Source organism: Variovorax sp. Varisp36 (assembly GCF_047304235.1).
Lineage (GTDB): Bacteria > Pseudomonadota > Gammaproteobacteria > Burkholderiales > Burkholderiaceae_C > Variovorax.
Genome location: NZ_JBGLYU010000008.1, coordinates 119,952 through 144,101 on the forward strand (window position 1 = coordinate 119,952; position 24,150 = coordinate 144,101).

A 24,150-nucleotide genomic window follows, 5' to 3' on the forward strand; every position below is an offset into this window, starting at 1 on the left:
CGGCTCACAGCGGCGGCAACGGGCGTGACGGCCTGCGCCGGTCGCGCCGCTGCCCCACGGGCTTAGGCGGCTTGCCCGGCCCCTCCTGGCCGAAGGACAGCGTGCCCTTCACGCGCTCGACGCCGCCGGCCGTGACCACGCCGCCCGCGGCCTTCTCGAGCTGCTCGACCATGCGGGCGATGCGGTCCGCCACGTTCTCGTTCGACAGCTTCTCGCGGAACAGCTCGACCATCAGCGGAAACGAAAACGGCGTCGGCCGCGCGAGCGGCTTCAGCACGAGCTGCTGCGTGGCCATGCGCGCGAGGCTGGCGCGCAGGCGGCCGATCTCGAGCTCCTGCGCGAGCAGCTCCTGCTCGGCCTGCTGCAGCAGCCTGTTGCCGGGGTCGTACTTGCGGAACACCTCCCAGAACAGCGAGGACGAGGCCTGCAGCTGCTTGCTGCTGCGCTTCTCGCCCGGGTAGCCCTGAAAGATCAACCCCGATACGCGCGCGATCTCGCGGAAGCGCCGCTGCGCGAGTTCGCCCGCGTTGAGCGAAGCCAGCACCTCGTGCAGCAGCACCGCGGGCGCTTCGCCTTCCGGCGGCCTCAGCACCTGCGGCAGCAGCACGGCCCAATCGACCCCGGTCGCGCTCAGCAGCTCGAAGCCGTAGTCGTTGACCGCGATGGAAAAGGTGCGCGCCTCGTGCTGCGCGACACGCCAGGCCAGCAGGCTTGCCAGCCCGAGGTGCACATGCCGGCCCGCGAACGGATAGAGGAACAGGTGCGAGCCTTCGCGCGTGTCCAGCGTTTCTGCCAGCAGCGTCTGCGGCGTCGGCAGCGCCGACCACTGCTGCTGTATCTCGAGCAGCGGCCGCACGCACTGCAGCTCGGGCGAGTCGTAGCGCCCCTCGCCGGCCAGCGCCAGCTGCTGCACCACCGCATCGGCCAGCGTGTTCGACAGCGGCATGCGCCCGCCGTTCCAGCGCGGCACCGCGGGCCGCTTGCCGCTCGCGCGCCGCACCCAGGCGGTCATGTCGTGGATGCGCACGAGCTCGAGCAGCCGGCCGCCGAACAGGAAGCAGTCGCCGGGCTTCATGCGCGCGACGAAACTCTCTTCGACGCTGCCGATCTTCGAGCCGCCGAGGTACTGCACCGACATGCTCGCATCGCTCACGATGGTGCCGATGTTCGTGCGATGCCGGCGCGCGAGCCGCGCGTCGGGCACGCGCCACACGCCCTCGGCATCGGGCACGGCGCGCCGGTAGTCCGGGTAGGCCGCGAGCGAGGGGCCACCTTGCGAGACGAAGTCGAGGCACCACTGCCAGCTCTCGCGCGAGAGGCCTTGGTACGCGGCCGTGCCTCGCACCTCGTCGTACAGGTCATCGGGCATGAAGCCACCGCCCAGCGCCACCGTCACCAGGTGCTGCACCAGCACGTCGAGCGGCTGGTCGGGCGAATGGCGCGCCTCGATATGCCCCGCCGCGATGGCCGCGCGCGCGGCCGAGCCTTCGACCATCTCGACGCTGTGCGTGGGCACGAGCGTGATGCGCGACGGCCGCCCCGGCGCATGGCCCGAACGGCCGGCGCGCTGCAGCAGCCGCGCCACGCCCTTGGGCGAGCCGATCTGCAGCACGCGCTCGACCGGCAGGAAGTCCACGCCCAGGTCCAGGCTCGAGGTGCAGACCACGGCCTTCAGCTCGCCGCTCTTGAGGCCCAGCTCGACCCATTCGCGCACCTCGCGGTCGAGCGAGCCGTGGTGCAGCGCAATGAGGCCGGCCCACTCGGGCTTGGCCTCCAGCATGGCCTGGTACCAGATCTCCGACTGCGAGCGCGTGTTGGTGAAGACCAGCGCGGTCTTGCTCGCGGCAATCTCCGCGATCACCTGGGGCAGCATCGTGAGCCCGAGGTGGCCGCCCCAGGGAAAGCGCTCGGCGGTGCCGGGCAGCAGCGAATCGATGACGAGCTTCTTCGGCACCTGGCCCTGCACGAGCACGCCGTCCGCATGGCCCAGCAGCGAATGCATCGCCTCGTGCAGGTTACCCAGCGTGGCCGACATGCCCCAGATCGCGAGGCCGGGATTCCAGCGCTTGAGCCGTGCCAGCGCGAGCTGCACCTGCACGCCGCGCTTGTTGCCGAGCAGCTCGTGCCATTCGTCGACGACGGTCATCCGCACATGGCCGAGCACTTCGCTTGCATCGGCGCGCGAGAGCAGCAGCGACAGGCTTTCAGGCGTGGTGACGAGCACGCTGGGCAGGCGCTGGTTCTGCGCGCTGCGTTCGGCCGACGAGGTGTCGCCGCTGCGCACGCCGGTGCTCCACGGATGCACATCGGCGCCGAGGGCTTCGAGGGGCTGCTGCAGGGCACGCAGCGTGTCGGCCGCAAGCGCGCGCATCGGGGTGAGCCACAGCACAGTGAGCGGAGGGGCGGCGGGGTGTGCCGTTTCCTTGCGCGCTTGAGAGAAAGCCTGCAACGCACCGAGCCACACGGCGTAGGTCTTGCCCGCGCCGGTGGTCGCGTGAAGCAGGCCGGACCTGCCTTCGCCGATGGCTTTCCACACCTCGCGCTGGAACTTGAAAGGCTTCCACCCGCGTGCGGCGAACCACGCGTCGAGCGCAGGCTTCACGGACTTGGATTTGCTCCTTCCCCTGCCGGGGGAAGGCCGGGATGGGGGCAAGCGGCCTTCGACGACAGGCCGCTGGCTCCGGATACGCCGCTTGCCCCCACCCCTGCCCTCCCCCAAAGGGGGAGGGAGAAATTCGGGATCCATTGGGTCGGTCATGAGGGAAGCAACGCAGCGAGCGTCTGCAAGGTGTCCGCCTCCTCCACGGGCTTGTCCTCCCGCCAGCGCAGCATGCGCGGAAAGCGCACCGCAATGCCGCTCTTGTGCCGCGTGCTGCGCGCGATGCCCTCGAAGCCCAGCTCGAACACCAGCGTCGGCTTCACGCTCTTCACCGGCCCGAAGCTCTCCACCGTGGTCTTGCGGATGATCGCGTCCACGCGCGCCATCTCGGCGTCGGTAAGGCCCGAGTAGGCCTTGGCGAAAGGCACGAGCTTGCGGTCGGCTTGCTCGGGCGGAGCATCCCACACGGCAAAGGTGTAGTCACTGAAGAGGCTTGCGCGCCGGCCGTGGCCGCGCTGTGCGTAGATCAGCACCGCGTCGACGCTGAGCGGGTCGATCTTCCACTTCCACCACACGCCGACGTCTTTGGTGCGGCCCACGCCGTACTGCGCATCGCGGCGCTTGAGCATCATGCCTTCGACGCCCATGGTGCGCGCGGCCTCGCGCTGCCTTGCGAGATCGGGCCAGCCGGTGCCGGTGAGCATCGGGCTCGGCAGCAGCGAAGAGTGCTGCATCCGCGTGATCAGCTCGTCGAGCAACACGCGGCGCTCCGACTGCGGCAGCGCACGCAGGTCGCGTCCTTCCCATTCGAGGAGGTCATAGGCCAGCAGCACCACGGGAATGTCGCGCAGCAACTTGGCGCCGAGCGTCTTGCGGCCGATGCGCTTCTGCAGCTCGGCGAAGGGCTGTACCTTGCCTTCACGCCACACGGCGACTTCGCCGTCGAGCACCGTGCCGTCAGGCAAGGCCTCGCCCAGCACGGCAAGCTCGGGGAAGCGCTCCGTCACCAGCTCTTCGCCGCGCGACCACACCCAGACGGCGCCTGCGCGCTTCACGAGCTGCGCGCGAATGCCGTCCCACTTCCACTCGACGATCCAGCCGGACGGCGACCCCAGCACGGCATCGAACTGCTCGAGCGGAATGTTGAACGGATGCGCGAGGAAGAAGGGGTACGGCTGGCCGCTGGTCTTCTGCACCTGCTCGGCGCTCGACTCGGGCGCGATGAGCGTGCGGTAGTCGTCGCCCCGGGGCCGTGCCCCGATGTGCGTGTAGCCCATGAGCCGCTGCGCGACACGCCTGGCATCGATGCCGCCCACCGCGGCGAGTGCCTGCGTCACCTGCAGCCTCGACACGCCCACGCGAAATGCACCGGTGATGAGCTTGAAGTACACCAGCCGCTCTTCGACCGCGAGCTGTCGCCACTGCGCGCGCAGCCGGTCGGCGAGCTGCCCGGGTGCCGTCTTCGCGGCTTCGCGCAATGGCAGCAGATGCTGCTCGACCCAACCCGCGAGACCGAGGTCGTGCACCTCGCTCGGCGGCGGCAACAGCAGCGCGATGGTCTCGGCGAGATCGCCCACGGCGTCGTAGCTTTCGTCGAACAGCCACTCGGGCAGGCCCGCCGCCTCCTGTGCGAGCAGGCGCAGCAGCTTGGTGGGCACGAGCTGGCGTGGCTTGCCGCCGGCCAGGAAGTACACCGCCCATGCGGCATCGGCCGCGTCGGCCTCGCGCAGGTAGCGCTGCAGCGCGACCTGCTTGGCGAGGCTAGACGTGCTCGCATCGAGCTCGCGGTAGAGCGCGGCAAACGCTCTCACGGTATTTCTCCTTTCCCCTTTGGGGGAAGGTTGGGATGGGGGCTCGCGGCGTCTCCATCGAGCGACGCAAGCCCCCTCCCCGGCCCACCCCCGGAAGGGGAGGGAGTTTCCTGATCGTCTTCGTCGCCGTACTCGGTCTTGAAGCCCTGCGCATCGAGGCCGTTCTCCGTGAGCCACCGCACCATCACCTGCACGCTGCCGTGCGTGACGAACACGCGCTCTGCGCCGGTGCCGGCAATCGCCTGCTGCAGGCCGGGCCAGTCGGCATGGTCGGACATCACGAAGCCGCGGTCCACGCCTCTTCGGCGGCGCGTGCCGCGCAGCTGCATCCACCCGCTGGCGAACGCATCGGCGTAGTTGCCGAAGCGGCGCATCCATGGCGAGCCCTGCGCCGATGGGGGAGCGAGCACCAGCGAACGCTTCAGCAACGCGGCGTCGACACCCTCATCGTCCGCACGCAAGGTGGGCGGCAAAGAGACGCCCGCCGCCCGGTACACCGCATTGAGTGGTTCCACCGCCCCGTGCACGACGATCGGCCCGATGCTCGCATCCACGCCATGCAGGATGCGCTGTGCCTTGCCGAAGGCATAGCAGAACAGCACCGACGCGCGCCCGGCCTGCGCATTGGCGCGCCACCACGCGTCGATCTCCGCGAACAGCACGGCCTGCGTGGGCCAGCGGTAGATCGGCAGGCCGAAGGTCGACTCGGTGATGAAGGTGTCGCAAGGCACGGGCTCGAAGGGCGGGCAGGTGCCGTCAGGCTCGGTCTTGTAGTCGCCCGAGGCCACCCACACGCGAGCGCCATGTTCGAGCCGCACCTGCGCCGAGCCCAGCACATGGCCGGCCGGATGCAGCGAGACGCGTACGCCACGGTGCTCGATGGCCTCGCCGTAGGCCAGCGTCTGCAGGTCGATGCCGCTGCCAAGGCGCGCACGCAGCGTGCCGGCGCTGTCGGTGTGGGCCAGGTAGCGTGCGTGTCCGGCGCGCGCATGGTCCGAATGCGCATGCGTGATGACGGCGCGCGCCACCGGCCGCCACGGGTCGATGTAGAAATCGCCGGGTGGGCAATAGAGGCCCTCGGGCCGGGCGACGACGAGGAGGTCTGCTTCCTGCTGTGCGGGCATGGCACGCCATCGTAGGCGCAGCGACGGTTTCCCGCCGCGCCACGGCGGGCGCAAAGCGCTGTGGGCCGGCGCCTACCCGGCGTGCAGCGGGCTACGGCTTCTTCGGCCGGTTTTTCGCCATGTCGAGCACGTTCATCTTCATGCCATTGGACATGACCATGTCGCCCGGCTTCTGGTCGGCCTTGCAGGGGCCGATCCACCTGGCCTCCATGACGCTCGCGCCTTCGGCACGGCCCATCAGCGGCGGGTTGTAGGTCGACTTGCTTTCCATGCGGTAGGCCGTGCCGAAGTCGCCGCTCAACACCGCATGCGAGGTGGCGACCGTGTTGCCGATCTTGCAGACCGAGTCCATCACCAGCTTGCCGCCGTCGGAACGCAGCTCCTGCTTCGAACACATGTCCTTGCCCATGCCCTGGCCCATGTCACGCAGCGCCTTGTCGCTGGCCGCGTCGATGCACTGCTGCACGGTGTGGCCGGAGCCGGGTCCCTTGCCCGTGCCGTCCCCGGTCTGGATTTCCCACAGGCCGGGTTTGCGCGAGGGAAAGTCGAGGGCGAACGCAGGGCATGCGACGGCACCGGCCGCGATGCAGGCTGCGAGGGAGGACAAACGAATCTTCATGGCGGGCTCCCGCACCGGTGGACGACGATGCCCGGGTTGTACCGCGCACCCCGCCGCGGCGGAATACCGCAATCGGCCTACGCCGGTCGCGCGTGCACCGGTGCGAGCGCCGGGCCGCGCTGCCGTGTGGCGACACCGAGCGCCACGCCCAGCGCCAGGCCGCCCAGCACGTCGATCAACACATGCTGGCGCACCGCCATCGTCGAGTAGACGATGCCGACGGCCCAGGCCATGTTGGCGATGCGCAACCAGCGCGGCGCCCCCACTTCGCGCAGCTGCCGCGCCAGCGCGACGCAGGTGAACACCGAGAACGAGACGTGCAGCGAAGGAAAGGCGTTGCCCGCCGAGTCGACCATCTTGAGGAACTGCAGCGAGGTGCCCGGCGCGGTGTCGACCGCGAAGTTCGGAATCGCCGTGGGCACGAACCAGAACACGAGCAGCGCGAAGACCGTCATCGCCGCGCAGCCGAAGGAAAAGCTCGACAGCTCGCGCTTGTCCTTGGCCAGCAGCACCGGCAGCGCGATGTAGCCCCAGAGCGAGAGGTACACCGGCAGCAGTGCTGGCCAGAAGGCGATGAGATGGTCGACGGCCGTGAGCGGCAGCACCCAGGCTTGGCCGGCGTGCTTCATGATCCAGAAGTACAGGGGGAAGAAGCCGAGAGTGGCGACCGTGTTGCCGACCAGCTTCAACGGAAACAGCGTGATGCAGCGCCGCCACAGGGCAGGCACCCAGGGCTGCTGTGCCGTCGATGAAGAAGATGCGTCGGAGGCGGAAGGTGTCATGGAAGCCTGTGCAGCGCGCAGCGCGCTACCAGGGCGTCCACTTTAATTCGCTTTTCGCAGAGGCCACAGTGCGCTCGATGAACCGCACGCCGCGCGCGCCGTCCTCCACGCGCGGGTAGTCGGCGTCCAGCGGGTCGGCCGGCTGACCCGCCAGCCGCGCGCGGATGTCCGCCGCCACGCCCGCATAGACATTCGCGAAGGCTTCGATGAAACCTTCGGGATGCCCCGCCGGCAGCCGGCTCGCGCGCTTCGCGGATTCGCACAGCCAGGGCGCGCCGCGCGTCAGCACGCGCTTCGGTCCGTCGTGCGGCAGATGCATCAACTGGCTCGGCTGCTCCTGGCGCCACTCGAGCGTGCCCAGCGTGCCGGAGACGCGCAGGCGCAGGTCGTTTTCCAGGCCGGTGTTGATCTGCGAGGCGATCAGCACGCCGCGCGCGCCGCCCTCGAAGCGCAGCAGCAGGCTGCCGTCGTCGTCGAGCATGCGGCCCGGCACCAGCGCGCTCAGGTCCGCGCACAAGCTGTCGATCTGCAGCCCGGTGACGGTCGCGACGAGGTTCTCGGCATGCGAGCCGATGTCGCCGATGGCACCGGCCGCGCCGCTCTTCGCGGGGTCGGTGCGCCAGTCGGCCTGCTTGTTGGTGCCGCCTTCGACGTGGCTCGCGAGCCAGCCCTGGTTGTATTCGACGACGACCTTGCGCACCTCGCCGATCTGGCCCGAGCGCACCATCTCGCGCGCCTGCCGCACCATCGGGTAGCCCGTGTAGTTGTAGGTAACGCCGAACACCGTGCCCTGCTTCGCCACGGCGGCGACCAGCGCCTCGGCCTGCGCGAGCGTGTGCACCAGCGGCTTGTCGCACACCACATGGAAGCCGGCTTCGGCAAAGGCCTGCGCCACCGGAAAGTGCACGTGATTGGGCGTGACGATCGACACGAAGTCGATGCGCTCTTCCAGCGGGCGCTTCAGCTCGTCGGCCAGCAGCGACTGCCAGTCGCCGTGGTTGCGGCCGTCGGCCAGGCCGAGGTCGCGGCCCGAGGCGCGCGCCTTGTCCGGGCTCGACGACAGCGCGCCGGCCACGAGTTCGATCTGGCCGTCGAGCGCCATGGCCTTGCGGTGCACGCCGCCGATGAAGGCGTCGCGGCCGCCGCCGACCATGGCATATCGGAGCTTGCGAAGAGAGGTATCGGTCATGTCGTGTTCTTCAAGGAACACCGCGGAACCGGCTTCGCCGGGCCGCAGGTGTTGCCCCCGGAAGGGGGTTGGCGTAGCGACACGAAGTGCGCGAAGCCTGGGGGAGAACTCAGAACGGCGAGTTAGGGTGGTAGAAGTCCTTGGCGTTTTCCTTCGTGATCAGCACCGAAGGAATGATCGTCGTCGCCGGCAGCTTCTCGCCCTTCAGCCGCGCCTCGGCCGTCAGCTTGATCGCGTCGTAGATGAACTTCGGCGAGTAGCTCACGTCGGCGGTAATGCGCTTGTCCTTGCCGTCCATGATGGTCTTGACCATGCCCTTGGCGCCCGCGCCGCCGAAGATGATCTTGATGTCGTCGCGCTTGGCCTGCTCGATGGCCTTGAGCACACCCACGGCCATGTCGTCGTCGGCCGCCCAGATGGCGTCGATGTTCTTGAAGCGCGTGAGGTAGTCCTGCGTGACCTTGAAGGCATCGTCGCGGTTCCAGTTAGCGTACTTGGCGTCGAGCAGCTTGATGTCGGGGCTGCCCTTGAGCACGGCGTTGAAGGCGTCCATGCGCTCGTTGTCCAGCGTGGTCGCGATGCCGCGCAGCGCCACCACGTTGCCCTTGCCGCCGAGCTGCTTGACGATGTACTCGGCCGGGATCTTGCCGAAGGCGGTGTTGTCGCCCGCCACGTACGCATCCTGCGCGCTGGTGTCGGTCAGGCCGCGATCGACCACGGTGACGTACGCTCCCTTGGCCTTGACCTGCGCGACCGGTTTCGTCAGTGCGGCCGATTCAAACGGGAACACGACCAGCGCGTTGATCTTGGTGACCGTCGAAAGATCCTGCAGCTGGTTGGCCTGCTCGGGCGCGTTCGCCGCAGTCTTGATCGTGATCTTCAGGTCCTTGTGTTCCTTCTCGAGGTCCTTCTTCGCCTGGTTGGCCCAGTAGTTGATGCCGCCCATGAAGCTGTGCGTGGCCGCGGGAATCGAAACGCCGAGGTTGACCTTCTCCGCGGCGAGCGCGGGCAGGCTGGCGAATGCAGCAGCGGCAACTGCCGTGAGTGCGATGCGTCGGGTGAAAGTCGTCATGCTGGATGTCTCCTCTTTGGTGGATGGAACGAACGTACGAACGGGAACAACGAGAAACGGTCTACCGGCGGCCGCGCTGCAGGAAAGCCACGATGATGATCACGAAGCCCTGCACCGCCGCATTCAGGTACACGCTGATGATGCTGGTGAGGTTCAGGATGTTGCTGATGACCGAGAGCAGGATCGCGCCCACCACGGTGCCGGTGATGCTGCCCGCGCCGCCCTTGAGCGCGGTGCCGCCGACGATCACGGCCGCGATGGCCTCGAGTTCCCACAGCAGGCCGGTGGTCGGCGATGCCGAGCCCAGGCGCGGCACGTACAGCAGGGTGGCGATGCCCACGCACACGCCGAGCAGCACGTAGGTCAGGATCTTCACGCGGTCGACGTCCACGGCCGCATAGCGCGCCACCTGCTCGTTGGAGCCGATGGCCTGCACGTAGCGTCCATAGGCCGTGCGATTCAGGATCACGCCGCCGATGATCGCGACGATCACGAACACCCACACCGGCACCGGGATGCCCGCAAGGCTCGCGTAGTACACGGGCGCATAGAGGTCCGACAGCTCGTTGTCGAGCGTGAGCGCGCCGCCGTCGGCGAAGTACGTAAGGTAGGCACGGAAGATGCCGAGCGTGCCCAGCGTCACGATGAAGGGCTCGATGCGCCCCTTGGTGATCAGCAGGCCGTGCGCAAGGCCGAACACCGCGCCGAGCACCACCGCCAGCACCGCGCCCATCACCACCGCCAACAGCGGCGAGCCCGACGCCGGGCCGGCCCAGTTGATGAACATGATCACGCTGCCCGCGATGAGCGCGGCCATCGAGCCCACCGACAGGTCGATGCCGCCCGAGATGATCACGAAGCACATGCCCACCGCGATGATGCCGATGAAGGCGGTGCGCGTGAGCACGTTCATCGCGTTGTCGAGCGTGGCGAAGTCGGCGTTCAGCAGCGTGCCGGCAATGCACAGCAGCGCGAGTCCGATGACCGGGCCGAGCCCGTGCAGGCGCTGCGTCCGGCGCGGCGCCGCCTCGCTGCGGTGCTGCTGCTGCGCGGCCTCAAGCGACTGCGGGGGAGTTTGCGGTTCCGGTGGCATGAGCGATGAGCTCCTCTTCGGTCAGATGGCCTGCATCGAGCGTGGTGACGAGCCGGCCCGCGCGCATCACCGCGACGCGGTGGCACAGGCCGATCAGCTCCATCAGCTCCGACGAAACGACGATCACCGCGAGCCCTTCGCGGGCGAGTCGCTGGATCAGGAAATAGATGTCGCGCTTGGCGCCCACGTCGACGCCGCGCGTGGGCTCGTCGAGCACCACCACCTTGGGGCGAGGTTGCAGCACCTTGGCGAGCGCGAGCTTCTGCTGGTTTCCGCCCGACAGCGACGAGGCCCTGACGTCGAGCGAGCCGGTGCGGATGCCATAGTCCTTCACCGCCTCGGCCAGCGCGCCGCGTTCGGCCTCGGGCCTGAGCCATGGCTGTGCATAGCGCTCGAGCGCCATCAGCGTGAGGTTCTGACGCAGGCCGAAGTTGACGTGCAGGCCCTTGCCCTTGCGGTCTTCGCTGAGGTACGTGAGGCCGTGCCTCGCGGCATCGCGCGGGTTGCGCCAGCCCTTGCCGCCGGGCACCGGCTTTCCGAGCATCTCGACGCTGCCGCTCGCGGGGCGCAGGCCGAGCAGCCCTTCGAAGAGTTCAGTGCGGCCCGCGCCGACGAGGCCCGCAAAGCCAAGGATCTCGCCGGGGCGCACCTCGAAACTCGCATCCTGCGCCCAGCCGGACACGCTGAAGTTGCGCACGCGCATGGCGGGTGCATCGGCCGCCACGACCACGTCGCGCGGCGGGTAGAGGTCGGCCAGTTCGCGGCCCACCATGAGGTTGGCCATCTGCTGGCGCGTGACCTCGGCCGTGGGCGCGCGCGCGACGAAGCGGCCATCGCGCATGACGATCACTTCGTCGGTGACCTGCTCCGCTTCGTCGAGCTTGTGCGAGATGTAGACGATGGTCACGCCGTCGGCACGCAGTTGGGCGATGAGCTTGAACAGGCGCTCGGTTTCGCCCGGCGTCAACGTCGCGGTGGGCTCGTCCATGACGAGCAGGCGCGCGCGGCGGGCGATGGCCTTGGCGATCTCGACGAGCTGCTTCTCGGCGACGATGAGGCGACGGACCTTGGTGCGCGGGTCGATCTTCAGCCCGACCGCGGCGAGTGCCGTGGCGGCGTCGCGCTCCATCGATGCGTCATCGAGCAGCCAGCCCTTCTTCTTTTCATGGCCCAGGAAGATGTTCTGCGCCACGCTCAAGTCTTCCGCGAGGTTGAACTCCTGGTGGATGAGCACGATGCCCAGCGCCTCGGCGTCGCGCGAACTCCCGAACTGCTGCGGCTGGCCGTTGATGCGCAGCGTGCCGCCGCTCAGCGATTCATAGCCCGCGAGGATCTTCATCAGCGTCGACTTGCCCGCGCCGTTCTCGCCGAGCAGCCCATACACGCGGCCGGGCGCGAGCGCGAAGCTCACGCCGTGCAAGACCTGCACGGGGCCAAAGGCCTTCACCACGCCGTCGAACTCGACGGCCACGCTGCCCTTGCCGGTGCCTGCCGCCGTCATGGCGCCACTCCTCGGACCTTCAGCGTCTCGTGCATCGCGAGCACACCCGCGCCGACGAGGCCGCCCTGCGTGCCGAGCGGCGTGTACTGGATCTCGAGATGCCGCGTGGAGAGTGCCAGCGAGCGCTGGTACACGCTCTGCCGCACGGCCGCGAGGAACAGCGGGCCGATGCGCGTGATGCCGCCGCCGATGAACACGTGCGACGGGTTGAAGAAGTTGACGACCGACGCAAGCATCTGCCCGATCAGGCTGCCTGCGCGCTGGATGATGGCGTTGGCGGCCGTGTCGCCGCCACGGCTGGCCTGGCCCACGTCGATCGCGTCGATGCGGCCGTGCTGGCGCAGCACTTCCGCCAATGCGGCACTCTCGCCGGCCTCGGCCGCCTGCATCGCCATGCGCGTGATCGCGGGACCGGCGGCCATGGCCTCGACGCAGCCGAGATTGCCGCAGTGGCAGCGCGGGCCTTCCTGGTCGACGCAGATGTGGCCCACGTCCCCGGCCGAACCGGCGGCGCCGCGGTACACCTCGCCGTGGCAGACGATGCCGCAGCCGATGCCGGTGCCGATCTTGATGACGAGGAAGTTGCTCAGCGAACGCTTGAGGCGCCAGAGTTCGCCGAGCGCCATCAGGTTCACATCGTTGTCGACGAAGACAGGCGCCGCGTAGTCCTCGCGCAGGTAGTCGCGGATCGAGAAGCTGTCCCACGCCGGCATCAGTGGCGGGTTCACGAGCTGTCCGATCTCGAAGTTCACGGGGCCGGGCACGCCAATGCCGATGCCGAGCACGTCCCTGGCGCCCACATTGCAGCGGGCCAGCAGTTCGCGCATGAGCGTGCGCACGCGCGCCAGCACCACGGCCGGGCCTTCGCGCACGTCGGCTGGTTCGTCGTGCTGCGCGAGCACCGTGAGGTCGGGCCGCAGCACGGCCACATCGAGACTGGTGGCGCCGATGTCGATGCCGACGAGCACGCCGAGCCCGGCATTCAGCTGGAGATTCTCGGCGCGGCGCCCGCCCGAGGAGCGCTGCAGGCCGGCTTCGGCAAGCAGGCCCTGATCGACGAGGCCGGCGATCAGCCCGTTGGCCTTGCTCTTGGAAAAACCGAGCTGTTCGGCCATGGCATGGCGCGAACCGCCGGCCGACCAGAAGGTCGTTTCCAGCAGCCGCATCTCGTCCGCAGTGATGCCACTCCAACGTGCCACGCGTCTTGTCTCCGGTGTTCTTGTCTTCGCCGCGCCCTGGTTGGGGCGAAGGCGAATACTAGGCGGAGGCCTTTAGCCGGACAAGGCTGAACTTTGACCAAATTCAGATCGAAGCAAGACGGAGCGATGCGAGCTTCAAAAGCAAAAAGCCGCCCCGAGGGCGGCTTCTTGACCGAGCAATCGGGAAGGCCGATTACTTTTTCTGGCGGTACTTGCGCAGCGCGGCGATCTGGGCGGCCATCACGGCCAGCTCCGATTGCGCCATCGCGATGTCGATGTCGCTCTTCGCATTCTTCAGTGCTTCCTCGGCTGCGGCCTTGGCCACATTGGCCTTTTCGTCGTCGAGGTCCTTGCCGCGGATCGCGGTGTCGGACAGCACGGTGACGGCATTGGGCTGCACTTCGAGAATGCCGCCGGCCACGAAGACGAACTCCTCGCCGCCGTCGGCCGTTTCGATGCGCACGGCGCCGGGGCGGATGCGCGTGATCAGCGGGGTGTGGCGCGGGTAGATGCCGAGCTCACCGGCTTCACCGGGCAGCGCGACGAACTTGGCTTCGCCCGAGAAGATCGACTCTTCCGCGCTGACCACGTCCACATGAATGGTGCCTGCCATGGTGATTCCTTCTTAAGCGACCTTCTTGGCCTTTTCGAACGCCTCGTCGATGCTGCCCACCATGTAGAACGCTTGTTCCGGCAGGTGGTCGGCTTCGCCGTTCACGATCATCTTGAAACCACGGATGGTTTCGGCCAGCGGCACGTACTTGCCAGGCGAGCCCGTGAACACTTCGGCCACGTGGAACGGCTGCGACAGGAAACGCTGGATCTTGCGGGCGCGGGCCACGGCGAGCTTGTCGTCGGGAGCCAGTTCGTCCATGCCCAGGATGGCGATGATGTCGCGCAGTTCCTTGTAGCGCTGCAGCGTGCCTTGCACGGCGCGGGCCACGTTGTAGTGCTCTTCGCCGACCACGTTCGGGTCGAGCTGGCGCGAGGTCGAGTCCAGCGGGTCCACGGCGGGGTAGATACCGAGCGAAGCGATGTCGCGCGACAGCACCACGGTGGAGTCCAGGTGGGCGAAGGTCGTTGCGGGCGACGGGTCGGTCAAGTCGTCGGCAGGGACGTACACGGCCTGGATCGAGGTGATCGAACCGACCTTGGTCGACGTGATCCGCTCCTGCAGGCGGCCCATTTCCTCGGCCAGCGTCGGCTGGTAGCCCACGGCGGAAGGCATGCGGCCCAGCAGAGCCGACACTTCGGTGCCGGCCAGCGTGTAGCGGTAGATGTTGTCCACGAAGAACAGCACGTCGCGGCCTTCGTCGCGGAACGACTCGGCAATGGTCAGGCCGGTCAGCGCCACGCGCAGACGGTTGCCCGGGGGTTCGTTCATCTGGCCGTAGACCATGGCGACCTTCGAGTCTTCGAGCTTCTCGAGGTTCACCACGCCGGAGTCGGCCATCTCGTGATAGAAGTCGTTGCCTTCGCGGGTACGTTCACCCACACCGGCGAACACCGACAGACCCGAGTGAGCCTTGGCGATGTTGTTGATGAGTTCCATCATGTTCACGGTCTTGCCCACGCCGGCGCCGCCGAACAGGCCCACCTTGCCGCCCTTGGCGAACGGGCACACCAGGTCGATCACCTTGATGCCGGTTTCCAGCAGGTCTTGCGAAGGCGACAGTTCGTCGTACGCGGGAGCCTTGCGGTGGATCGAAGCGGTGAGCTCCTGGCCGACCGGGCCGCGTTCGTCGATGGGCGCGCCCAGCACGTCCATGATGCGGCCGAGCGTGGCCTTGCCCACGGGCACCGTGATGGGTGCGCCGGTGTTCTTCACGATGATGCCGCGGCGCAGGCCGTCGGACGAGCCCAGCGCAATCGTGCGCACCACGCCGTCGCCGAGCTGCTGCTGGACTTCGAGAGTCAGCGCGCTGCCTTCGAATTTCAAGGCGTCGTACACCTTGGGCATCTGGTCACGCGGGAACTCCACGTCGACCACGGCGCCGATACATTGGACAATTTTTCCTTCAGCCATGGCGTTTCCTTCTGGATGGATCTCAATAAATTTGCGACAGGTTCTTGCAGAAGCGTCCTGGTGCCGAAACGGGCCGCTTTTGCAAGAATGCCGGACGGGCCGGCACCCTTGAGTTTCTTGTCGTCGTCAGCTCATCAGCACTTCATGGCCGTTGCTTGCGCAGCGAAGGCGTCCGAAGCTGCCTTGCAGGCCTGGCCCAGTGCAGCCTTGTCCGCGCCCATCGAAGCCCAGGTGGCCTTCGTCTGGTCGAGGTTGGCCTTCATCGCGTCGGCGGCAGCACCGCTTTGCGAAGAAACGCACGCCTGCACCTTGGCGAGGTAGTCGTTGCACTCCTGCGGCAGGTCGGCCGATGCTGTCGGGGCTGCTGCGGCGGGAGCGGCCGGCGCTGCTGCGGGAGCTGGGGCCGGAGCGGGCGCTGCGGGTGCAGCGGCGGGAGCCGGTGCAGGCGCAGGCGCCTCTTCCTTCTTGGAGCAGGCAGTCAGGGCGGCGGCAACCGCCACCAGGGCAAGAATCTTCTTCATTTTGCGCAGAGTCCCCTAAAAATAGGCCTTGGATTAGCGAACGCGCAGAGCGCGTCCGATCAGCAACGCGGCCTGTTGCATTGCCTCGATCAAACGCCTGCGGCCGCAGCCGCGCCGGACACGATCTCGGACAGCTCCTTGGTGATGCCGGCCTGGCGGGTCTTGTTGTAGACCAGCTTCAGTTCGCTGATCACGTTGCCCGCGTTGTCGGTCGCAGCCTTCATGGCCACCATGCGCGCCGAATGCTCGGACGCCATGTTTTCGGCCACGGCCTGGTACACCAGCGATTCCACGTAGCGCACCAGCAGCTCGTCGATCACGCTTTGCGCGTCGGGTTCGTAGATGTAGTCCCACGAATGATGGCCCGACTCGACCTGCAGCGTCTCGGCCTTCAGCGGCAGCAGTTGCTCCACCATCGGCTCTTGCTTGATGGTGTTGATGAACTTCGTGTAGCACAGGTACACAGCCGACAGCTTGCCTTCGGCATAGGCGTCGAGCAGCGTCTTGACCGGCCCGATGAGCTTGTCGAGATGCGGCGTGTCGCCCAGATGCGTCACATGCGCCACCACGCGGGCGCCGATGCGGTTCAGGAAACCCAGACCCTTGCTGCCGATGGCAACCGACTCGACCACGTTGCCCGCTGCCTGCGCTTCGCGCAGCTTGGCCGTCACGGCACGCAGCAGGTTGGTGTTCAAGCCGCCGCACAGGCCCTTGTCGCTGGTCACGATGATGAAACCGACGCCCTTGGCCTCGGTCGTCTTCATGAACGCGTGGGTGTACTCCGGGTTCGCCTTGCCGAGATTGGCCGCGATGTTGCGGATCTTTTCGCTGTAGGGGCGAGCGGCGCGCATGCGTTCCTGCGCCTTGCGCATCTTGGAAACCGAGACCATTTCCATGGCCTTGGTGATCTTCTTGGTGTTTTCCACCGATTTGATCTTGCCGCGGATTTCCTTACCAGCTGCCATGAGAGCTCCTTCTTGCGTCGATCAAGGCGTCGATCAGGCGAACGACTTCTTGAACGAAGTGGCGGCGGCCAGCAGTTCGGCTTCCGCGTCCTGGCAGACCTTCTTGAAAGCCTTCTTCTCGTCGCTGTCGTCGGCCTTCGCGGGCTTCGGGTCCCACTTGGCGCCGTTCTTTTCCATCGTGGCCAGCAGGGGTGCGTGGCTCGACTTGAGGAACTGGTGGAAGCCGTGTTCGAACGAGAGAACCTTCTTGACGTCGATGTCGTCCATGAAGCCCTTGTTCACCGCGAACAGCGTGGCGCTCATCAGCGAGATGGGCAGCGGGCTGTACTGGGTCTGCTTGAGCAGTTCGGTCACGCGGGCACCGCGGTCGAGCTGCTTGCGGGTGGCTTCGTCGAGGTCCGAGGCGAACTGGGCGAAGGCCGCGAGTTCGCGGTACTGCGCCAGGTCGGTACGGATACCGCCGGACTGGTTCTTCACCAGGTTGGTCTGCGCCGACGAACCCACGCGCGACACCGAAATACCGGCGTTGATGGCGGGACGGATACCGGCGTTGAACAGGTTGGTTTCCAGGAAGATCTGGCCGTCGGTGATCGAGATCACGTTGGTCGGCACGAAAGCGGACACGTCGCCGGCTTGCGTTTCGATGATCGGCAGTGCGGTCAGCGAGCCGGTCTTGCCCTTGACTTCACCCTTGGTGAAAGCTTCGACGTAGTCGGCGTTCACGCGGGCTGCGCGCTCGAGCAGGCGGCTGTGGAGATAGAACACGTCGCCGGGGTAGGCTTCGCGGCCTGGCGGGCGGCGCAGCAGCAGCGAGACCTGGCGGTAGGCCACGGCTTGCTTGGACAGGTCGTCATAGACGATCAGCGCGTCCTGGCCGCGGTCGCGGAAGTATTCACCCATCGTGCAGCCCGAGTAGGCCGACACGTACTGCATGGCCGCCGATTCGGAAGCCGATGCCGCCACCACGATGGTGTAGTCCATCGCGCCGGCTTGTTCGAGTGCGCGCACCACGTTCTTGATCGACGAAGCCTTCTGGCCGATCGCAACGTAGACGCAGGTCATGTTCTGACCCTTCTGGTTGATGATCGCGTCGATGGCGACAGCCGTCTTGCCGGTCTGGCGGTCGCCGATGATCAGCTCACGCTGGCCACGGCCGACGGGCACCATCGAGTCGACGGACTTCAGGCCGGTCTGCATCGGCTGGTCGACGGACTTCCGTGCGATCACGCCGGGAGCGACCTTTTCGATCACGTCGGTCATCTTGGCGTTGATGGGACCCTTGCCGTCGATCGGCTGGCCCAGGGCATTCACCACGCGGCCGATGAGTTCAGGACCCACGGGCACTTCCAGGATGCGGCCCGTGCACTTGACGGTGTCGCCTTCGGAGATGTGCTCGTACTCGCCCAGAATCACGGCGCCGACGGAGTCGCGCTCGAGGTTCAGTGCGAGGCCGAACGACGGCGTGCCGTCTGCGCTCGGCGGGAATTCAAGCATTTCGCCTTGCATCGCGTCCGACAGGCCGTGCACGCGCACGATGCCGTCGGTCACCGAAACCACGGTGCCTTCGTTGCGGATGTTGGCGCTGACCCCGAGGCCCTCGATGCGGCTCTTGATCAGTTCGGAAATTTCTGCGGGATTGAGTTGCATGACTCTTTCCTTCTTTCTTTGTAAGGCGATGGAGACCGGTCAGGCCGCCAGCGCAACTTTCATTTGTTCAAGGCGCGCTTTGACGGAGGTGTCGAGCACCTCGTCGCCGACCACCACACGAATGCCACCGATCAGTTCCGGCTCCTGCTGGACCGTGACCTGCAGCTTGCGACCGAAGCGCTTTTCGAGCGCGGCCGCCACACTGGCCAGAGCCGAGACTTCGATCGGGAAAGCGCTGTAGACCACGGCGTCGGACGAGCCGCTCTTCGCGTTGGACAGTGTCCGGAACTGCTTCGCAATTTCCGGCAGCACCGAGAAACGCCCGTTCTCGAGGAGCGCAGCCAGGAAGTTCTGGGCCATTGCGGGCAACGGCGCAGCGAATGCACCGGCGACCACGCCGAGAACCTGCTCGGCCGTAACCTTGGGGTTGTCGGCGAGTTGCTGGAGCTCCGGATTGGCTCCGATGGCGGCAAGCTTTTCGAGCCAGACGCTGGTTCCGGCGACGTCGGACGACGACGCCTTGAAAAGCGCCTCGGCGTAGGGGCGTGCAATGGTGGCGAGTTCAGCCATGGCTTCTATCAGAGTTCGGTCTGCAGGCGGGCGAGCAAATCGGCGTGAACGCCCGCATTCACTTCCTTGCGCAGAATCTGCTCTGCGCCCTTGACGGCCAGTGCAGCAACCTGCTCGCGCAGGGCTTCACGGGCCTTCAGTGCCTGCTGGTCGGCTTCGACGCGTGCGGCTGCAACGATCTTGTTGCCTTCCTCGGTCGCGCGGGCCTTGGCCTCTTCAACGATGGCCTGGGCGCGACGTTCGGCGTCGGCAAGACGCTGTGCGGACTCGTTGCGCGCCTGGCCCAGTTCGGCTTCCACGCGCTTGTTGGCGGCGGACAGCTCGGACTTGGCCTTGTCGGCGGCAGCGAGGCCTTCGGCGATCTTCGCAGCGCGGTCGTCCAGCGCTTTCGCGATCGGCGGCCACACGAACTTCATCGTGAACCCGACCAGGATCAGGAACACGATCATCTGAACGATCAGGGTACCGGTAATGCTCACTTTTCACCCTCTCTTTGGGATTGAATCGAAGCCATTCGCTAGGGGACTAGGGAACGACGACGCAGGTCCGACGAGAAAGACTTACTTCGGCAGGTTGGCGATCTGAGCCAGGAACGGGTTGGCCGTTGCGAACCACAGAGCGATACCGGTGCCGATAATGAAAGCGGCGTCGATCAGACCAGCCAGCAGGAACATCTTGGTTTGAAGTTCGCCCATGAGTTCAGGCTGACGTGCGGCCGACTCGAGGTACTTGCTGCCCATGATGCCGATGCCGATACATGCGCCCACAGCGCCCAGACCGATGATCAGGCCGGCGGCCAGTGCAACAAAGCTAATAACTTCCATGATGACTCCTAGAGGACTTTGGTTGAAGAGAAAACGAAAAACAAAAAACGAAAGCGGATGATCAGTGGTGATCGTGGGCCTGGCCGATGTAGACCAGCGTCAGCATCATGAACACGAAGGCTTGCAGCGTGATGATCAGGATGTGGAAGATGGCCCAGGCCGTGCCCGCGATGATGTGGCCGATGGCCAGGCCGATGCCGGTGGCCGACACGGACCAGGCACCGCCCATCAGGGCGATCAGCAGGAAGATCAGTTCGCCGGCGTACATGTTGCCGAACAACCGCATGCCGTGCGAGACCGTCTTGGCGATGAACTCGATCATCTGCATGGCGAAGTTGAAGGGGTACAGCGCCCAGTGGTTGCCGAAGGGTGCGGTGAACAGCTCGTGGATCCAGCCTCCGGCGCCCTTGATCTTGATGTTGTAGAAGATGCAGATCAGCAGCACGGCCACCGACATGCCCATCGTCACCGAGAGGTCGGCGGTAGGCACGACGCGCAGGTAGGCGTGGTGCGGGTCTTCACCCGCGATGTGGAAGATCTTGGCCCAGATCGCCGGGAACAAATCGACCGGAAACAGGTCCATTGCGTTCAGCAGGAAGATCCACACGAAGATGGTAAGGGCCAGCGGTGCGACGAACTTGCGGCTCGTGGCGTTGTGGACGATGCCCTTGGCTTGCTGGTCGACCATTTCAACCAGCAGTTCGACGGCAGCCTGGAAGCGGCCCGGAACGCCCGACGTGGCCTTGCGTGCAGCCAGCCAGAGCAACCAGCAGCCCAGGACACCCAGAGCGATGGAGAAAAACAGCGAATCGAAGTTGAAGACCGAAAGATCGGCCACACCTGCAGGCTTGGAGCTTTGCAGATGCGTCAAGTGGTGAACGATGTATTCACCAGCGGTCTGACCATGTTCCGCAGCGTTTTCAGCAGCCATTCCGTTACTCGTCTCGTTGTTGCCGGCGCCGGGGCGAGAACATCACCGCCAACCAGGCCGCCTTCATTGTCACCACCAGGCCGATCAGCATTGCTGGCCAGCTCAGCGCCGTTATCAGCCTCGGCGCGGCGATCAGCATCGCCACGGACAAGGCCATCTTGACCATTTCCCAGAGGAAGAATCCGAACACCGCAGTGCCTGGATTCAGGGAAGAGAACCTGCCGGTCAACCCGCGTGCGAACACCGCCGCCGGAATGACCACCGCGATCGCGCCATAAGCGGCGGACCAACCCAGATTTTGCCTCCCCGTCAGTCCCCAGGCGGCCAGAGCCACCACCAGACCGACAACCAACTGCCCCGCGACCACCCGCCATGGGGAGACCGAAGGGTTCTTTGCCCGCAGTTCACGCGCCTCATCGGCGGTCAACGGCTTGAATTCTGCGTCGAGGTCTTCAGCGACCTCCGAGTCTTGACGGGCGATTTTTTTCATTTCGAATGAAGCCCGGATGACGACCCAGAATTTCTACAAAGCCATTGATTATAAGTAAAAACCCAGCCTGTCCCTCCACCCGTGCTGCCGCGCATGCAAATCGATGCCGCATTCCCTGACGCGAACCCGACGCGGCGCACGCAACCATAATTCCGGCATGCACCCTATCACCGATGCCCTGCCCGCCACGCTTTGTTACCTCGATGGCGAATACACCGCCCTGCGCGACGCGAAGATCAGCGTCCTCGACCGAGGCTTCATTTTCGGCGACGGCATCTACGAATACGTCCCCGTCTACTTCGGCCAGCCCTTCTGCTTCGAGGAGCACATGGCCCGCCTCGACCGCTCGCTCGCCGAACTGCAGATCGAGAACCCGATGTCGCTCGCGCAGTGGCGCGAGATCGTGATGCGGCTGGTCGCGCCCGGCGGCAACGCCCCCCAGTCCGTTTACTTTCAGGTGACGCGCGGCGTGGCCCCGCGCGACCACGCGATGGTGCGCGGCATCCGCCCGACGGTGTTCGTGATGGTGAACCCGCTGCCGCCCATCTCCGATGCCATCCGCGCCAAGGGCGTGGCCTGCGTCACCGCGGCCGACTTCCGCTGGCAGAAGGCCCACATCAAGAGCACCAGCCTGCTGGGCGCCGTGCTTGCGCGCCAGATCAGCGTGGAAGCCGGCGCGACCGAGACCATCATGTTCCGCGACGAATGGCTCAGCGAGGCCTCGTCGAGCAACGTGTGGATCGTGAAGGACGGCACGCTGGCGGGCCCGCCGAAGAACAACCTCGTGCTGACCGGCATCCGCTACGGGCTGCTCGAGCGCCTGTGCAAGGCGCAGGGCATTGCGTTCGCGCTGCGCCCTATCTCGCGCGACGAGGTGTTCGCCGCCGACGAGCTGCTGATCTCCTCGGCCAGCAAGGAGCTGCTGCCCGTCGTGAGCCTCGACGGGCAGGCTATTGGCAATGGCCGCCCCGGCCCCATCTACCAGAGCTTGTATGCGGCCTACCAGCAGGCCAAGCAACACAACGCACAGAAACACGGAGCCCCGGCATGACCGACAACACGACCACCACCGACACCACCGCGATCCCCGATCCGCGCAAGGAATCGCTGATCGAGTACCCCTCGCAGTTTCCGATCAAGGTGATGGGCGCCAAGGTCGACGGCTTCGTGCACGCCGTCACCCAGATCGCCGAGCGCTTCGATCCCGCCTTCGACGCCACCACCGTCGAGCTGCGCGACAGCAAGGCCGGCAACTACCTCGGCGTGACCATCACCGTCACGGCCACCAGCCGCGAGCAGCTCGACGACATCTACCGCGCGCTGTCGGCGCATCCGATGGTCAAGGTCGTGCTTTGACCCCCGTGCCGTCCGCACGGCGAACCACGCCATGACAGGCACCGCCGCCATCGAGCTGCGCCCGCTGGGCCGCGTCGATTACGCCGACACCTTCGCGGCAATGAAGCAGTTCACGCAGGAGCGCACAGCGGACACGCCCGATGCACTATGGGTTTGCGAACACGCCCCGGTCTTCACGCAAGGCATTGCGGGCAAGCAGGACCACATCCTGAACCCCGGCGCCATTCCCGTCGTGCAGACCGACCGCGGCGGCCAGGTCACGTTCCACGGCCCCGGCCAGGTGGTGGCCTACCCGCTGATCGACCTGCGCCGCGCGGGCTACTTCGTCAAGGAATACGTCTATCGCATCGAGGAATCGGTGCTGCGCACGCTGGCTCATTTCGGCGTCACCGGCCACCGCGTGGCGAGCGCACCGGGCATCTACGTACGGCTGGACGACCCGTTCTCGCACGCGATGCTGAAAGCATCGCCTTCAAACGGTTCGGCGCTGGCCGGCCCGCTGCCTGCGGGCGACCCGTTTCGCGGTCTCGGCAAGATCGCCGCGCTGGGCATCAAGGTGAGCCGCCACGCCACCTACCACGGCGTGGCGCTCAATGTCGAGATGGACCTCGAACCCTTCTCCCGCATCAACCCATGCGGGTATGCGGGGCTGCAGACGGTCGACCTTTCTACAATCGGCATCCAAACCACATGGGAAGAAGCCGCCACGGTGCTGAGCCAGAAGCTCGGCGCCTTCCTCGCGCCTTGACACACCAATGAGCACCACAGAAGTCGTCCGCGACGCCCAAAGCGCCGAAAACTACAACCCGCTGGCCAAGCAGAAGGCCGCGGCCAAGCTCTCGCGCATCCCCGTCAAGGTGGTGCAGCAGGGCGAGGTGCTCAAGAAGCCCGAGTGGATCCGCGTCAAGGCCGGCAGCCCGACCACGCGCTTCTACGAGATCAAGCAGATCCTGCGCGAGAGCAACCTGCACACGGTCTGCGAAGAGGCCTCGTGCCCGAACATCGGCGAATGCTTCGGCAATGGCACGGCCACCTTCATGATCATGGGCGACAAGTGCACGCGCCGCTGCCCGTTCTGCGACGTGGGCCATGGCCGCCCCGACCCGCTCGACAAGGACGAGCCGCTCAACCTGGCCAAGACCATCGCCAAGCTGCGCCTGAAGTACGTGGTGATCACCAGCGTCGACCGCGACGACCTGCGCGACGGCGGCAGCCAGCACTTCGTCGACTGCATCCGCAACATCCGCGAGCTCTCGCCGACGACGCAGATCGAGATCCTCGTGCCCGACTTCCGCGGCCGCGACGACCGCGCCCTTGAAATCCTCAAGGCCGCGCCGCCGGACGTGATGAACCACAACCTCGAGACCGCGCCGCGCCTGTACAAGGAAGCGCGCCCCGGCAGCGACTACCAGTTCAGCCTGAACCTGCTGAAGAAGTTCAAGGCGCTGCACCCCGACGTGCCGACCAAGAGCGGCATCATGGTGGGCCTCGGCGAGACCGACGAGGAGATCCTGCAGGTCATGCGCGACATGCGCGCGCACGGCATCGACATGCTGACCATCGGCCAGTACCTGTCGCCGTCGGGCTCGCACCTGCCGGTGCGCCGCTACGTGCACCCGGACACCTTCAAGATGTTCGAGGAAGAGGCCTACAAGATGGGCTTCAGCCACGCGGCCGTGGGCGCGATGGTGCGCTCCAGCTACCACGCCGACCAGCAGGCAGGACACGTTCTGGCCGGCGCGCCCTCGCTCGATTGAACGCCGCGGCGACCGTCCCAGCGGCGGACGCGCCGCAGTCAGGCAGGCCCCTGCACATCCTGCTGGCGATGTGC

At 66.4% G+C, this 24,150-nt stretch carries 24 protein-coding genes; 4 read left to right on the forward strand and 20 right to left on the reverse strand.

The annotated features are described in order from the left end of the window. Positions 1 to 4: 4 nt before the first annotated feature. From ACCD11_RS07605 to ACCD11_RS07700, 20 genes are all read right to left on the reverse strand, one after another. Complete coding sequence (locus ACCD11_RS07605; RefSeq protein WP_413313319.1) at positions 5 to 2,758, reverse strand: ligase-associated DNA damage response DEXH box helicase; 2,754 nt, start codon at positions 2,756 to 2,758, stop codon at positions 5 to 7. After that, entirely contained in the window at positions 2,755 to 4,410 is a 1,656-nt protein-coding gene (locus ACCD11_RS07610; protein ID WP_413313320.1) for an ATP-dependent DNA ligase, read from the reverse strand. The genes ACCD11_RS07605 and ACCD11_RS07610 overlap by 4 nt, the downstream gene beginning before the upstream one ends. Beyond that, a complete protein-coding gene (locus ACCD11_RS07615; RefSeq protein ID WP_413313321.1) occupies positions 4,407 to 5,534 on the reverse strand; it encodes a ligase-associated DNA damage response exonuclease in 1,128 nt (375 codons plus the stop codon). The genes ACCD11_RS07610 and ACCD11_RS07615 overlap by 4 nt, the downstream gene beginning before the upstream one ends. A 91-nt stretch (positions 5,535 to 5,625) precedes the next feature. After that, the gene (locus ACCD11_RS07620) at positions 5,626 to 6,153 is read right to left on the reverse strand and encodes a DUF3617 domain-containing protein (protein WP_413313323.1); all 528 of its coding nucleotides are present in this window, start codon (positions 6,151 to 6,153) and stop codon (positions 5,626 to 5,628) included. 77 nt (positions 6,154 to 6,230) lie between these two features. Then, positions 6,231 to 6,935 carry a phosphatase PAP2 family protein gene (locus tag ACCD11_RS07625; RefSeq protein ID WP_413313325.1) on the reverse strand — a complete coding sequence of 235 codons (705 nt, stop codon included), beginning with the start codon at positions 6,933 to 6,935 and terminating at the stop codon, positions 6,231 to 6,233. Positions 6,936 to 6,960: 25 nt separating this feature from the next. Beyond that, on the reverse strand, positions 6,961 to 8,124 hold the full coding sequence (locus tag ACCD11_RS07630) for a Gfo/Idh/MocA family protein (protein WP_042672931.1): 1,164 nt from the start codon (positions 8,122 to 8,124) through the stop codon (positions 6,961 to 6,963). A 109-nt stretch (positions 8,125 to 8,233) separates the two neighbouring features. After that, a complete protein-coding gene (locus ACCD11_RS07635) occupies positions 8,234 to 9,196 on the reverse strand; it encodes a substrate-binding domain-containing protein (RefSeq protein ID WP_056589335.1) in 963 nt (320 codons plus the stop codon). 61 nt (positions 9,197 to 9,257) lie between these two features. Then, on the reverse strand, positions 9,258 to 10,289 hold the full coding sequence (locus ACCD11_RS07640) for an ABC transporter permease (RefSeq protein WP_413313327.1): 1,032 nt from the start codon (positions 10,287 to 10,289) through the stop codon (positions 9,258 to 9,260). Beyond that, positions 10,252 to 11,790 (reverse strand): sugar ABC transporter ATP-binding protein, encoded by a 1,539-nt coding sequence (locus tag ACCD11_RS07645; protein WP_413313329.1) that lies wholly within the window; start codon positions 11,788 to 11,790, stop codon positions 10,252 to 10,254. Before ACCD11_RS07645 ends, ACCD11_RS07640 begins: the two co-directional genes overlap by 38 nt. Continuing rightward, entirely contained in the window at positions 11,787 to 12,956 is a 1,170-nt protein-coding gene (locus tag ACCD11_RS07650) for an ROK family protein (RefSeq protein ID WP_413313358.1), read from the reverse strand. The genes ACCD11_RS07645 and ACCD11_RS07650 overlap by 4 nt, the downstream gene beginning before the upstream one ends. Before the next feature lie 226 nt (positions 12,957 to 13,182). Next, positions 13,183 to 13,602, reverse strand: a complete 420-nt coding sequence (locus ACCD11_RS07655) for a F0F1 ATP synthase subunit epsilon (RefSeq protein ID WP_007830205.1) — start codon at positions 13,600 to 13,602, stop codon at positions 13,183 to 13,185. 12 nt (positions 13,603 to 13,614) lie between these two features. Next, the gene (atpD, locus tag ACCD11_RS07660) at positions 13,615 to 15,015 is read right to left on the reverse strand and encodes a F0F1 ATP synthase subunit beta (protein WP_007830203.1); all 1,401 of its coding nucleotides are present in this window, start codon (positions 15,013 to 15,015) and stop codon (positions 13,615 to 13,617) included. Positions 15,016 to 15,149: 134 nt separating this feature from the next. Next, positions 15,150 to 15,536, reverse strand: a complete 387-nt coding sequence (locus ACCD11_RS07665; RefSeq protein ID WP_007830202.1) for a hypothetical protein — start codon at positions 15,534 to 15,536, stop codon at positions 15,150 to 15,152. An 89-nt stretch (positions 15,537 to 15,625) separates the two neighbouring features. Beyond that, on the reverse strand, positions 15,626 to 16,501 hold the full coding sequence (atpG, locus tag ACCD11_RS07670; RefSeq protein ID WP_007830201.1) for a F0F1 ATP synthase subunit gamma: 876 nt from the start codon (positions 16,499 to 16,501) through the stop codon (positions 15,626 to 15,628). 33 nt (positions 16,502 to 16,534) lie between these two features. After that, positions 16,535 to 18,148: a F0F1 ATP synthase subunit alpha gene (gene atpA, locus ACCD11_RS07675; RefSeq protein WP_007830199.1), complete on the reverse strand. Its 1,614-nt coding sequence runs from the start codon at positions 18,146 to 18,148 to the stop codon at positions 16,535 to 16,537. Between the two features lie 39 nt (positions 18,149 to 18,187). Beyond that, a complete protein-coding gene (locus tag ACCD11_RS07680; protein ID WP_007830197.1) occupies positions 18,188 to 18,718 on the reverse strand; it encodes a F0F1 ATP synthase subunit delta in 531 nt (176 codons plus the stop codon). 8 nt (positions 18,719 to 18,726) lie between these two features. After that, on the reverse strand, positions 18,727 to 19,197 hold the full coding sequence (locus tag ACCD11_RS07685; RefSeq protein ID WP_007830193.1) for a F0F1 ATP synthase subunit B: 471 nt from the start codon (positions 19,195 to 19,197) through the stop codon (positions 18,727 to 18,729). An 81-nt stretch (positions 19,198 to 19,278) separates the two neighbouring features. Next, the gene (atpE, locus tag ACCD11_RS07690; RefSeq protein ID WP_007830191.1) at positions 19,279 to 19,542 is read right to left on the reverse strand and encodes a F0F1 ATP synthase subunit C; all 264 of its coding nucleotides are present in this window, start codon (positions 19,540 to 19,542) and stop codon (positions 19,279 to 19,281) included. A 61-nt stretch (positions 19,543 to 19,603) separates the two neighbouring features. Beyond that, complete coding sequence (gene atpB, locus ACCD11_RS07695; RefSeq protein WP_007830189.1) at positions 19,604 to 20,473, reverse strand: F0F1 ATP synthase subunit A; 870 nt, start codon at positions 20,471 to 20,473, stop codon at positions 19,604 to 19,606. A 4-nt stretch (positions 20,474 to 20,477) separates the two neighbouring features. Next, positions 20,478 to 20,963: an ATP synthase subunit I gene (locus tag ACCD11_RS07700; RefSeq protein WP_007830187.1), complete on the reverse strand. Its 486-nt coding sequence runs from the start codon at positions 20,961 to 20,963 to the stop codon at positions 20,478 to 20,480. 157 nt (positions 20,964 to 21,120) lie between these two features. Here ACCD11_RS07700 and ACCD11_RS07705 point away from each other — a divergent pair, with 157 nt between their 5' ends. The 4 genes from ACCD11_RS07705 to lipA are packed head-to-tail and all read left to right on the forward strand — an operon-like array spanning position 21,121 to position 24,076. Then, the gene (locus ACCD11_RS07705; RefSeq protein ID WP_413313332.1) at positions 21,121 to 22,014 is read left to right on the forward strand and encodes a D-amino acid aminotransferase; all 894 of its coding nucleotides are present in this window, start codon (positions 21,121 to 21,123) and stop codon (positions 22,012 to 22,014) included. Further along, a complete protein-coding gene (locus ACCD11_RS07710; RefSeq protein ID WP_007830185.1) occupies positions 22,011 to 22,319 on the forward strand; it encodes a YbeD family protein in 309 nt (102 codons plus the stop codon). Before ACCD11_RS07705 ends, ACCD11_RS07710 begins: the two co-directional genes overlap by 4 nt. Before the next feature lie 31 nt (positions 22,320 to 22,350). After that, positions 22,351 to 23,067 carry a lipoyl(octanoyl) transferase LipB gene (lipB, locus tag ACCD11_RS07715; protein WP_413313334.1) on the forward strand — a complete coding sequence of 239 codons (717 nt, stop codon included), beginning with the start codon at positions 22,351 to 22,353 and terminating at the stop codon, positions 23,065 to 23,067. A 7-nt stretch (positions 23,068 to 23,074) separates the two neighbouring features. Further along, positions 23,075 to 24,076 carry a lipoyl synthase gene (lipA, locus tag ACCD11_RS07720; protein ID WP_007830183.1) on the forward strand — a complete coding sequence of 334 codons (1,002 nt, stop codon included), beginning with the start codon at positions 23,075 to 23,077 and terminating at the stop codon, positions 24,074 to 24,076. Positions 24,077 to 24,150 lie beyond the last annotated feature (74 nt).